14 protein-coding genes are annotated in these 11,349 nt (G+C 73.8%); 1 reads left to right on the forward strand and 13 read right to left on the reverse strand.

Annotation, left to right across the window (positions count from 1 at the left end):
- The 13 genes from E6J59_04425 to lpxD form a co-directional block, all read right to left on the reverse strand.
- Positions 1–779: hypothetical protein (locus E6J59_04425; protein TMB22169.1), on the reverse strand; the 779-nt coding region annotated here is incomplete at its 3' end.
- Between the two features lie 52 nt (positions 780–831).
- The gene (locus E6J59_04430; GenBank protein ID TMB22170.1) at positions 832–1,896 is read right to left on the reverse strand and encodes a ketoacyl-ACP synthase III; all 1,065 of its coding nucleotides are present in this window, start codon (positions 1,894–1,896) and stop codon (positions 832–834) included.
- 57 nt (positions 1,897–1,953) lie between these two features.
- Positions 1,954–2,862, reverse strand: a complete 909-nt coding sequence (locus E6J59_04435; GenBank protein TMB22171.1) for a prolipoprotein diacylglyceryl transferase — start codon at positions 2,860–2,862, stop codon at positions 1,954–1,956.
- A gap of 395 nt (positions 2,863–3,257) precedes the next feature.
- Positions 3,258–4,325 carry a bifunctional diaminohydroxyphosphoribosylaminopyrimidine deaminase/5-amino-6-(5-phosphoribosylamino)uracil reductase RibD gene (gene ribD / locus E6J59_04440; GenBank protein TMB22182.1) on the reverse strand — a complete coding sequence of 356 codons (1,068 nt, stop codon included), beginning with the start codon at positions 4,323–4,325 and terminating at the stop codon, positions 3,258–3,260.
- Positions 4,326–4,348: 23 nt separating this feature from the next.
- The gene (gene nrdR, locus E6J59_04445) at positions 4,349–4,858 is read right to left on the reverse strand and encodes a transcriptional repressor NrdR (protein ID TMB22172.1); all 510 of its coding nucleotides are present in this window, start codon (positions 4,856–4,858) and stop codon (positions 4,349–4,351) included.
- 7 nt (positions 4,859–4,865) lie between these two features.
- Complete coding sequence (locus E6J59_04450) at positions 4,866–6,116, reverse strand: serine hydroxymethyltransferase (GenBank protein TMB22173.1); 1,251 nt, start codon at positions 6,114–6,116, stop codon at positions 4,866–4,868.
- Positions 6,113–6,589 (reverse strand): ribose 5-phosphate isomerase B, encoded by a 477-nt coding sequence (rpiB, locus tag E6J59_04455; GenBank protein ID TMB22174.1) that lies wholly within the window; start codon positions 6,587–6,589, stop codon positions 6,113–6,115. The genes E6J59_04450 and rpiB overlap by 4 nt, the downstream gene beginning before the upstream one ends.
- Before the next feature lie 175 nt (positions 6,590–6,764).
- The gene (acpP, locus tag E6J59_04460) at positions 6,765–7,001 is read right to left on the reverse strand and encodes an acyl carrier protein (protein ID TMB22175.1); all 237 of its coding nucleotides are present in this window, start codon (positions 6,999–7,001) and stop codon (positions 6,765–6,767) included.
- A gap of 39 nt (positions 7,002–7,040) precedes the next feature.
- A complete protein-coding gene (gene fabG / locus E6J59_04465; protein TMB22176.1) occupies positions 7,041–7,790 on the reverse strand; it encodes a 3-oxoacyl-[acyl-carrier-protein] reductase in 750 nt (249 codons plus the stop codon).
- Positions 7,787–8,854 (reverse strand): ACP S-malonyltransferase, encoded by a 1,068-nt coding sequence (fabD, locus tag E6J59_04470; GenBank protein ID TMB22177.1) that lies wholly within the window; start codon positions 8,852–8,854, stop codon positions 7,787–7,789. The genes fabG and fabD overlap by 4 nt, the downstream gene beginning before the upstream one ends.
- On the reverse strand, positions 8,767–8,949 hold the full coding sequence (locus E6J59_04475) for a 50S ribosomal protein L32 (protein ID TMB22178.1): 183 nt from the start codon (positions 8,947–8,949) through the stop codon (positions 8,767–8,769). Before E6J59_04475 ends, fabD begins: the two co-directional genes overlap by 88 nt.
- Positions 8,950–8,973: 24 nt before the next feature.
- Positions 8,974–9,501, reverse strand: a complete 528-nt coding sequence (locus tag E6J59_04480) for a DUF177 domain-containing protein (GenBank protein TMB22179.1) — start codon at positions 9,499–9,501, stop codon at positions 8,974–8,976.
- A gap of 57 nt (positions 9,502–9,558) precedes the next feature.
- Positions 9,559–10,590: a UDP-3-O-(3-hydroxymyristoyl)glucosamine N-acyltransferase gene (gene lpxD, locus E6J59_04485; protein ID TMB22180.1), complete on the reverse strand. Its 1,032-nt coding sequence runs from the start codon at positions 10,588–10,590 to the stop codon at positions 9,559–9,561.
- A 355-nt stretch (positions 10,591–10,945) separates the two neighbouring features.
- Here lpxD and hisI point away from each other — a divergent pair, with 355 nt between their 5' ends.
- Entirely contained in the window at positions 10,946–11,314 is a 369-nt protein-coding gene (gene hisI / locus E6J59_04490) for a phosphoribosyl-AMP cyclohydrolase (GenBank protein TMB22181.1), read from the forward strand.
- Positions 11,315–11,349 lie beyond the last annotated feature (35 nt).

Consider the following 11,349-nt stretch of genomic DNA (forward strand, 5'->3'; position numbering starts at 1 on the left):
CCGAGCGTGCGGGGCAGCGACGGCAGCCCAGCCGGCACCGGCGTCTTGGCCAGAAGCGCATAGGTCGAGAGGCTCAGGCCCGCGCGGTGCTGGTCGGGGGGCAGACCGGTCATGAGCGAAGCGATCGAGGGGAGCGTCCACGGCGAGCTGGTGAAATGCTCCGTGTACTCGATGCCGGCCGCGGCCAGGCGCTGGTAGCTGCGCATCCTTCGCGCGGTGTCGGCCCGCAGCGCATCGACCGAGACGAGCAGGATGTTCGGGCCCGCCGGCGCCGCTCCCGAGGCGCAGGGACCGGTCCCGCCTCCAAAGGTGCGAAGCCCGCTACGGGTGACCGACAGGGCGCTCGCCAGGAGCGCGAGCACCGCCGCCGTCCACACCAGGCGGCGGGGGGCCGCCGGCACGCGAGCCATCCCCGCGGCGGCGTCCACCGCGAGACGACCCAGGGCGATGCCGCCGAGCGTGACGATGATCCCGACGATCACCAGGGCGACGGTGGTCTGGCCGGCCCGCCAGGCGTCGAGGACGATGCCGAGCGCCCACGGCGCGATGACCGCCGCCGCGGCGACCCCGGCGCCCCCGAAGCGCCAGCCCGCGATCAGGCCGGCCGGACACCCCCAGGCCGTCTCGGTCAGGAGCGGAGAGACCGCCAGCCCGAGGCGGAGGGAGGCGCGCGCAGGATCGGGATTGGACCCGAGCGTGAGTACCGTGTCGACGGCCGCCGCCAGCGCGGCCGCGATGAAGCTCGTGGCGAGCACGCGGACGGGGGACGATCGCGTCATCTCGATCTCGCGTCGAGGCTGCGCCCGGGCCTCGCGGCTCACGCCGGGTCGCCTACCAGACCATCGTGACGGCTGCCATGCTGACCCCGGAGGAGCCGCCGAGCATCAGCACCTTGGCCCCGGGGACGAGGGCCCCGGCCACGTGCGCTTCCCACATCTGCAGGGGCAGGCTCACCGTGCTGGTGTTGCCGAAGCGCTCGACCGTGCTCCAGATCTTCGGGCCGGGATTCCCCTCGGGGCCGAGGTCCGCCATCCCGCTCTCGACGAAGCGCTTCGAGGCCTCGTGGCAGAAGACGAGGTCCAGCTGCTCGTAGCGCCACCCGGTGCGCTCCATCGCCGCGGCGAAGGTGGGCGGCATCATCTGGAACCCGACCGCGAAGAGGTTCCGCCCGTCGCACAGGAACGGCATGTCCATCAAGGCCCCGCATATCTCACAGGCCTGCGTGCTCGGCCGCGTCCGGCCCGCGACCGCGAGCCGCCATTGGGCGGGGTCGCTCCGGAACTCTCGCTGGCGGAGCCCGCGCTGTGGGTCGGCGCCCGCCTCCACGAGTGCCGCCCCCCCTCCGTCGCCGAGGACGAGGCTGGCAACCGTGTGCATGAACTCCTCGACCGTACGCGACTGCCACGCGATGTGATCCGACACCCGCTCGCCGGTGGTCACGAGCACGCGCCGCGCCTTGCCGGAGCGGATCAGGGAGTCCGCCAGGTCGAGGCCGTCGATGAACCCGTTGCATGCATTCGTCAGGTCGAAGACGCGCGCGTCGCGCGCGCCTACCGCCTCGGCGACGGCGTTACACGTCGCTGGCTCGATGAAGTCTTTCGTGATGCCGCAGAAGACGACCACGTCGACCGCCAGCGGGTCGACCTCGGCATAGGCCAGCGCCTTGCGCGCGGCGGCGGCCGCAAGCTGGCTCGGGTGGACGTCGGGGTCGGCCCACCGCCGCTCGCGCACGCCGGTCACCCGCTCCAGCCATCCCCGCTCGAACCCGAACCGCCCGATCCGAGCCCGCTCCTCGACCTCGGCACTGGTCACGACCCTGGAGGGTATCTCGGCACCCACGCCGGTGATGCTGGTGCCGAGCACGTCCTGCCCGCCGCGACCGATCGACGACGACATGATTTTACGATCTCCTTTCTGGCGGCGCGCTGCCGCCCGGGCGGCCTTCGGACACCGTCATGTGGACGCCGCCTCCTTCGGGCCGAGCCGAGCCCGCCTTTCCGTGCGGGCCGCGGCGCGGCGAACGAACATGACGCCGAGAACCGTGCAGGTCACGAGGAGCACGGTCGCCGGAATCCCGAGCATCAGCGCGCCGGGGCGGGGTACCGCCCGCAGCGGCTCGAGCGACAGCTTGGTGAGTGGGCGCAGGATGCAGAACGTCGCCAGCATGGATCCCGCGGGCGCACCACGGCGAAGGAGCCAGAGCAGCACCGCCAGGGTGAGGAGCGAGGCGACGGCGAAGTAGGCCGGCAAGGGGTGGGCGGGCAGCGACAGCAGATCGCCCGGCGAGATCAGGTTGTGCTGGAGCTGCGCGCCGTAGGCTTCGGTCTCCGGGGGGAAGCGCATGCAGAAGAGCGCGAACCGGCGGCAGACCCCGCCCATGCAGCAGCCATTGGCGAGGCACCCGAGGCGCCCGATCGGAATGAGCACCGAGGCGGCAACGGCGAGCGCATCCCCCACCTCCCGCCACGGCGCACGGAACAGCACGCACCACAGCCCCGCCAGCACGGCGCCGGTCACCAGGCCGAGCGGCAGGCGCATCCCCGGCTCGAAGATCTCCTGCGGCGAGATCCACAAGGCGGTGAGGACCGGCAGGTACTCGAGCCGGTGCTGCCACTTGGCGCCAATGGCGAAGCCGACCCACGCGATCACGAGCGCCCCGAACGCGGCGGGCGTGAGGACGCGGCGGGCGCGCAGTATGAAGACGCCGGACACCAGGCCCGCCAGGCCGCCCGCCGCCCAGAAGCCCAGGTATGACCAGTTCACCGCACTCCCTCCCGCAAGCTCTCTAGCACACAAGCATGCGATGAGGCGTGGGGCGTCGGCCTCCGCCGGACGAGCCGGGGGACGATGCCGGGCACGCAACTGGGAGCCGTCCGCACGGCGTCAAGTCTGAGGCCAAGCAACGGGCGGGTCAAGGACGAAGATGTCCGACCCGGGGCTCCGGCGAACGGACCGGGGCCGCACGGAGCGCAGCTCAACCAGGTTGGCATCCCGCATCTTCATATGCCGGAGCGTAGCGCCAGTACAGCCCGGGGCGCTCGGCCCTCCACCGTCCCGCCCTCCAGCAGGGCAACGACCAGTTCTGGGCGATGTACCGGGTGACGCCCCGCGCTACGTGTCCGGCCGGCGCGGACGGGCGCCGGACGGCGCATCAGCGCGCCCGCACGCGCAGGATCGTGCCGAGCGGCCGGCCGAGGCTGTCCGTCAGGTCCTCGCGCCCGTCGACGGCGTAGGACCGCCTGATCGTCTCTGACGCTTCAGCGGACCCGCCCCTCGAGCACCAGATCCGGCCCGACCCGTGCCACGGCGAGGCCGGCGACCCGCACGGCGTCGCGCGCCCGGCGCAGAGCGAGCGGCCCCACGGCGGCCACCGCATCGCCGCCAAGGAGCGCCGGCGCCACGAACAGCACCAGACGGTCGACGACGCGCGCACGCAGGGCCTCCGCCGCCACCGTGCCCCCGCCCTCGATCAGCAGCGACGTGAGGCCGCGCGCGCCGAGGAGCCGCACGAGCGACGCGAAGGGCACCCGCCCCTGCCGCCCGGGCACGAGGAGCACCTCGACGCCGCGCCGGCGGAGCGCCGCCGCGCGCCCTGCCGGCGCGCCACGCGGCGCGACCACCCAGGTGGGCGGGCCGCCGCGCTCGAGCACGCGCGCCCGCGCCGGCAGCCTGAGCGCCGGGCCGGCGAGCACGATGCGCACCGGATGGTGGCCGCCGGGCAGGCGGCAGGTGAGCCGCGGATCGTCGGCGCGCACCGTCCCCGCGCCCACCAGCACGGCATCCGAGACGTCGCGCAGCGCGTGCGCGAGGCGGCGCGCCGCGGGGCCGGTGACCCAGCGGGCGTCGCCGCCCGCGGCCGCGATGCGGCCGTCGAGCGTGGCGGCGAGCTTGAGCGTGACGAGCGGCCGCCCGCGCAGCACGTGCGAGCGATAGCCGGCGGTCAGGAGGCGCGCCTCGTCCGCACCCGGCCCGACCACCACCGGGATGCCGGCGCGGCGGAGCCGTGCGATGCCGCGCCCGGCGACGCGGGGGTTCGGGTCGACCATGGCGACGACGACGCGCCGAAGGCCGAGGCCGAGCAGCGCGTCCACGCAGGGCGGCGTGCGCCCATGGTGCGTGCACGGCTCGAGGCTCACGTAGAGCGTCGCGCCGCGCACCCGCCCGCGGGCGGCGCGGAGGGCCTCGATCTCGGCGTGCGGCGCCCCGGCGCGGCGGTGGAAGCCCTCGCCGACGACGCGCCCTCCGCGCACGAAGACGGCGCCGACCGGCGGGTTCGGGAAGGTGCGCCCGAGGCCCTCGGCCGCCAGCGCGAGGGCGCGCGCCATGAAGCGCGCGTCCGCCGCGGCGGTCACGACGCGCGCCGGCGGCGGCGCCGGGCGGCGGTCCGGCGGCGCGGCTTCCGGCGGCGCTCCGCGATCAGATCCTCCAGCTCGCGCATGAACTCGTGCACGTCGCGGAACGAGCGGTACACGGAGGCGAAGCGCACGTACGCGACCCCGTCGACCGCGTGCAGTTCCCGCATCACGGCCTCGCCGATCGTGCCGCTGGTGACCTCCCGCTCGCCGCTCTCCTGGAGCTGGTGCTCGATCTTGTCGGCCACGGCCTCGATGGTGTCGACCGACACCGGGCGCTTCTCGCACGCGCGCTTGAGCCCGTTCACGATCTTCGCGCGCTCGAAGGGCTCGCGCCGGCCGTCCTTCTTCACCACCATGGGGAGCGACTCCTCGACCCGCTCGTAGGTGGTGAAGCGCCGGCCGCAGTGCTCGCAGTGGCGGCGGCGCCGGATCGCGTCCCCCTCCTTACCGAGGCGCGAGTCCACGACCCGGTTCTCCAGGTCGTGGCAGAACGGGCAGCGCATGCCGGAGCTAGACGAGCCGGTGGCGGTAGATGGGGAAGCGCCGGCAGAGCTCCCGCACCTCGTCGCCCAGGCGGGCGAGCGCAGCGTCGTCGCCCACGTGCTCGAGGCCGCGGCGGACGAACTCGGCGACGACGTCCATCTCGGCCTCCTTCATCCCGCGCGAGGTCACCGCCGGCGTCCCGATGCGCACGCCGCTGGTGACGAAGGGGGACCGCGGGTCGTTCGGCACCGCGTTCTTGTTGACCGTGATGCGCGCCTTGTCGAGCGTCTCCTCGGCGAGCTTGCCGGTCAGCTCGGTGCCGCGCAGGTCGAGCATCAGGAGGTGGTTATCGGTGCCGCCCGAGAGGAGGCGGAAGCCGCGGCGGAGGAGCCCCGCGGCGAGCGCCTTCGCGTTGGCGACGATCTGCCGCTGGTAGTCGCGGAAGGCGGGCGTCGAGGCCTCGTGCAGGGCGACCGCCTTGGCAGCGATCACGTGCATCAGCGGCCCGCCCTGGTTGCCCGGGAAGACGGAGGAGTTGATTGTCTTCTCGTAGGCCTGGCGGAAGAGGATCATGCCCCCGCGCGGACCGCGCAGCGTCTTGTGGGTGGTGGTGGTGACGAACTCGGCGTGCGGCACGGGCGAGGGGTGGAGGCCGGCGGCGACCAGGCCGGCGAAGTGCGCCATGTCCGCGAACAGAGTGGCGCCGACCTCGTCGGCGATGGCGCGGAAGGGCGCGAAGTCGATGGCGCGCGGGTAGGCGGAATGGCCGACCACGATCATCTTCGGGCGCTCGCGGCGGGCGAGGTCGCGCACCTGCTCCAGGTCGATGCGGCCGTCCGACTCGCGCACCCCGTAGGGCACGACGCGGAAATACCTGCCCGAGAAGTTGACCGGGCTGCCGTGCGTCAGGTGGCCGCCGTGGGCGAGGTTCATCGAGAGGATGGCGGCGCCCATCTCGAGCTGCGAGAAGTAGACGCACATGTTCGCCTGGGAGCCCGAGTGCGGCTGGACGTTGGCGCCCTCGGCGCCGAAGAGCGCCGTGGCGCGCGCGATCGCGAGCCGCTCGATTTCGTCGACGAACTGGCAGCCGCCGTAGTAGCGCCGGCCCGGGTAACCCTCGGCGTACTTGTTGGTGAGGATCGAGCCCTGGGCCTCGAGGACCGCCTCGCTCACCACGTTCTCCGAGGCGATCAGCTCGAGGTTGTGCTCCTGCCGCTCCGTCTCGCGCTGGACGGCGGCGAAGACTGCCGGGTCGGTGCGCTCGAGGGCCGAGCTCATCTGAGGGCTCCCTTCGCCGCTCTGAGTCCGACCTCGTGCTCGATGTCGCCGATCTTGTCCACGCGCCGCTGGTGCCGCCCGCCCGCGAAGGGCGTTTCCAGGAAGATGCGCAGGAGCTCGCGGGCGTGGAACTTCCCCGTCATGCCGCCGCCGAAGACGAGCACGTTGGCGTCGATGTGCTCGCGCGCCATGCGCGCCGCCGTGGCGTCGCCCACCAGCGCGGCCCGCACGCCGGGGAACTTGTTGGCGGCGATGCTCATGCCGATCCCGTTGGTGCAGACGAGGATGCCGTGCGCCGCCTCGCCGCGCGACACCCGCTCGGCCACCGCACGCGCGTAGTCGGGGTAGTCGACCGAGGCCGGGCCGCTGGTGCCCACGTCCAGCACGTCCTCGCCGCGCGCCTGCAGCTCGGCGACGAGAGCGTCCTTCAGCTCGACGCCGCCGTGGTCGGCGCCGATCACGATTGAACTCATCCGGGGGCCCGTTGAACTCACCCGGGGGCCCGGCCGCTGCTCGCGCGCGCTACGCGCGCGCTGCGCTGCTCCGATGCCCCCAGACCAACGCCCGCGCGGCTCCCCCCGGCGCTTCCGCGCTCGGCCTCCCTCCTCATCGGACGGTCCGGGTTGTGTGGGCGGTGGGTGCGCATCTCTACTTGTGGCTCTCGATATACTTGACGACGTCCTGGACGGTGCGGATCTTCTCCGCCTCCTCGTCCGAGATCTCCATGTCGTACTCCTCCTCGAGCGCCATCACCAGCTCCACGATGTCGAGCGAGTCCGCGCCGAGATCCTCGATGAAGGAGGCCTGCGGCGTGACTTCCTCCTCGCTCACGCCGAGCTGCTCGCAGATGATCTCCTTCACCTTCTGCTCCACGCTGGATCCCATCACTCCTCCTTGACCTTCTCGCGCCCGACGAGGCGCGCTTCACATGTAGAGGCCGCCGTTCACGTGCAGCACCTGCCCGGTGATGTAGCCTGCGTCCGGGGAGGTGAGGAACGCGACCGCCGCGGCGACCTCCTCGGGCGTGGCGATGCGGCCCGCGGGAATCACGTTCGTGTAAAAGGCCCTCTGCTGGTCGTCGAGCCCCGCCGTCATGTCCGTCTCGACCAGGCCGGGGGCGACCGCGTTCACGGTGACGCCGCGCGCCGCCACCTCGCGCGCCAGCGACTTCGTGAACCCGATCACGCCCGCCTTCGCCGCCGCATACGCCGCCTGCCCCGTGTTGCCCATCTCCGCCACCACCGAGGTGAGATTCACGATCCTCCCGTACCGGGCGCGGACCATGGCACGGACGGCGGCCTTCGTACAGTGGAACACGCCCGTCAAGTTGGTGCGCAGCACGCGCTCCCAGTCCTCCTCCTTGAGCCGCAGGAGGAGCGCGTCCACGGTCAGGCCCGCATTGTTGACCAGGAGATCGAGCCGCCCGTGCTCGTCAACGATGTTTTGCACCCCGACACGGGCTGCCGCGGCGTCGCCGACGTCGAAGCGGGCCGCGGACGCGCGGCCGCCGGCGGCGGCGATCCGGCCGACCGTCTCCTCGGCCGCGGCGGCGTTCTCGCGGTAGTTGACCACCACCATCGCCGCGGCGGCCGCGAGGCGCAGCGCGATGGCGCGCCCGATGCCGCGCGAGCCGCCCGTCACCAACGCGACCTGGCCGGCGAGCGTGCCGCTCATGCGGCGAGCGCCTCGCGCGCGAGCGCGATGCCGTCCGCGTCGCCCGCCGGGATGCTCACCAGCGACGGCGCGATCCGCCGGGTGAGCCCGGAGAGTACCCGACCGGGGCCCGTCTCGAGGGCGAGCGTGGCGCCGAGCGCGGCGAGCGCGCGCACCGTCTCCTCCCAACGCACGGGCGCGGTCACCTGCTTGACGAGCAGCCCGGGCAGCTCCGCCCCGTCGCGAACCGGACGCGCTTCGACGCTGGTCACGACCGGCAGCCGGGGCGGGTGAAAGACAACCCCGGCCAGATGACGCGCCAGCCCACCGGCCGCAGGCTCCATCAGCGGGCAGTGGAACGGCGCGCTGACGGCGAGGAGCCGTACCCGCGCGCCCTGGGCGGCCGCCAGCGGCAGGAGGCGATCCACCGCGCGCGTGTGCCCCGCGACGACGACCTGGCCGCCCCCGTTCAGGTTCGCCGGCACCAGCACGTCGCCCGCCGCCGCCTCGGCGCACAGCGCGGCCACCGCCTCGGCCTCGAGCCCGAGGATGGCCGCCATGGCGCCCTCGCCCGCCGGCACCGCCTCCTGCATGAGCCGCCCGCGCTCGCGTACGCCCACGACCGCGTCGCCGAGCGCGAGCGCCCCGGCGGCGACCAGGGCCGACCATTCGCCGAGGCTGTGCCCCGCCACCGCCGCCGGCGCGAGGCCGGTCGTCTCCACGAGCACGCGGTAGGCCGCGACGCTGGCGGTCAGGATGGCCGGCTGCGCGTTCTCCGTCGCCCGCAGCACCTCCTCCGGGCCCTCGAAGCACAGGCGGGAGAGCGCCATGCCGAGCCGTGCGTCGGCCTCTTCGAAGGTGCGGCGCGCGACCGGGAACTCCACCGCCAGGTCGCGGCCCATACCGACCTGCTGCGAGCCCTGGCCGGGGAACAGGCACACCACGACGGCGCCCGCCGGGGCCGTGGCCCGCGTGGCCCGCTGCGCCGCGCCCCGGATCAGCCTTCCTCGGTCTCGACGACCTTGCGCCCGCGGTACGTCCCGCAGTGCGGGCACGCCCGGTGGCGCAGGGTCGGCTCGCCACATTGCGGGCAGGCGATCACGTGCGGCGCCGAGAGCGCGTCGTGCGCGCGCCGCCTGTCGCGCTTGCTCGCCGAGGTGCGGCGCTTGGGTACCGCCATGCGAGGATCCTCCTCTGCCCCGCGTCACTTCCCGCGCAGCGTGTGCAGCACCGCCAGGCGTGGATCGGGCGGCGCGGCGGGGCAGCCGCACGCGCCGGCGTTCAGGTTCGCGCCGCAGCGCGGGCAGAGGCCGCGGCAGGACTCCGCGCACAGCGGGCGGGTGGGCAGCGCGAGGATGATCTGCTCGTGCACGAGGGGCGTCAGGTCGATCTCCTCGCCCTCGTAGTAGCTGAGCGCGAGGTCCTCGGCGGAGAGCCGGGCCGACTCGCTGGGTGCCACCGAGCGCGGCTCGAGCACGAAGACGAAGGGATGATCGAGGCCGAAGGCGTACTCCTCGAGGCAGCGGGCACACGTGCCGACCACCTGGCCGCGGAGCGAGCCGTGGAAGAAGACGTCGAGCCCCGCGCGGTAGTACTCCGCCTGCACATCGAGGCCGCGCGGCACGCGGTAGTCGTGGACGCCGCGGTCGAGGCGCGCGTTCAGCTCCTCCACCCCCTCCGTGTACGCGAGCTCCTTCGGCGTGGCCTTGATGTCGTCGAGCGCGATCTTCATGGACACACGAGAAGGCCCAACACCGTAGCGATCGGGCTCCGCCGCGTCAAACCCTCGTCATTCCTCGCCGGGCGGCTCCTCCCCGAGGCCGAGCGCCCGCTCCATGCGGCGCAGGCGGCGGAGCACCTCGGGGAGCCTGAGCAGCGCGGCGGACGCCCGCCGCCACACCCGCACCTCGGTCGCCGGGTAGCCGCCGTACACCGCCCCTGCCGGGACGTCGCCGTGCACGCCCGACTTGGCGGCCACCTGCGCACCGTCCCCGACCGTCTGGTGCCCGGCCAGCCCCACCTGCCCGCCGAGCATGACGCGCGTCCCGAGCGTCGTGCTGCCTGCCAGCCCGGCCTGGGCCGCGAGCAGGCACTCGGGGCCGATGCGGCAGCCGTGGGCCACCGTGACCAGGTTGTCGATCTTCGTCCCGCGGCCGACCACGGTCGCACCCAGCGCCGCGCGGTCGACGGTGGCGTTGGCGCCGACCTCGACGTCGTCCTCGAGCACGACGGTCCCGATCTGCGGGATCTTGCGGATGCCCTCGGGGAGCGGGAGGTAGCCGAACCCGTCGCTACCGATCACCGCGCCGGCGTGCAGCACGACGCGGTCGCCGATGCGCGTCCCCTCGCGCACGACGACGCCGGCGTGCGCCGTGAAGCCGTCGCCGATCGCCACGTCGTCGTAGATGGTGACGTTCGCGTGCAAGGTGGCGTCGCGACCGATGGCGGTGCGCTCGCCGACCACGACGTGCGGGCCGACCAGCGCACCCGGGCCGAGCCGCGCGCTCGCCGCGATCACCGCGGTGGGGTCGATGCGCGGCGCCGGGCGCGGCGGCAGCGGATGGAGCAGCTCGACCGCCGCCACGAAGGCGAGGTACGGATGCACGACGCGCACCGAGGGCAGCGAGACCTCGGGCGCGTCGCGCGGCAGGAGCGCGGCGGCGGCTCGCGTGGTGGTGAGGCGGGCCGCCAGCCGGCGGTCGGCCAGGAAGGTGAGCGTCCCCGGCGCCGCATCCTCGATCGGCGCCACGTCGACGATCTCGACCCCGCCGTCGCCGCGCAACTCGCCGCCGAGCGCGCGCGCGATCTCGCTGAGCTTCATGCGCCCCCTTTAGCGGAGGCGCCCCGGCGGCGTCCAACTATCCGGGGGCCCCTCCGCTGCTCGCGCGCTGCGCTGCTCCGATGCCCCCAGACCCCCGTCGGCCCGCTCGAGCGCTCTCGCGCTCGGCCTCCCACCCTTCTTGATCTGGGGGCCCGTCCGCTGCTCGCGCGCTGCGCGCGCTCCGCTGCTCCGATGCCCCCAGACCCCGTCGGCCCGCTCGAGCGCTCTCGCGCTCGGCCTCCCACCTTTCCTCATCCCGGGGCCCGTCCGCTGCTTGCGCGCTCAGCCTCGACCACTCACGAACGTGCACGCTCTCGGCTCGCCTTCGCACCGCCGCGCGTGCTAGGAACCGCGCATGCCGGAGCCCGATTTCGACAAGCGGGGTGGCCTCCTGCCGGCGATCGCGCAGGACGTCCGCACCGGTCAGGTGCTGATGGTCGCCTACATGAACCGCGAGGCGTGGCGGCACACCCTCGCGACCGGCAAGGCCACCTACTGGAGCACCTCGCGCAACGCCCTCTGGGTGAAGGGCGAGACCTCCGGTCACGTGCAGCACGTGCGCGAGCTGCTGGTCGACTGCGACGCCGACGCCGTGCTCCTCCGCGTCGAGCAGGTGGGCGGCGTCGCTTGCCACGAGGGCTACGCGAGCTGCTTCTTCCGCCGCGTCGAGGGCGAGGACTGGCGCGTGGTCGCACCCCGGCTCGAGCCGCCGTCGGCGGGATGAACGTCCTCCAGCTCGGCATCCCCAAGGGCAGCCTC

The organism is Deltaproteobacteria bacterium (assembly GCA_005879795.1).
Lineage (GTDB): Bacteria > Desulfobacterota > Binatia > DP-6 > DP-6 > DP-6.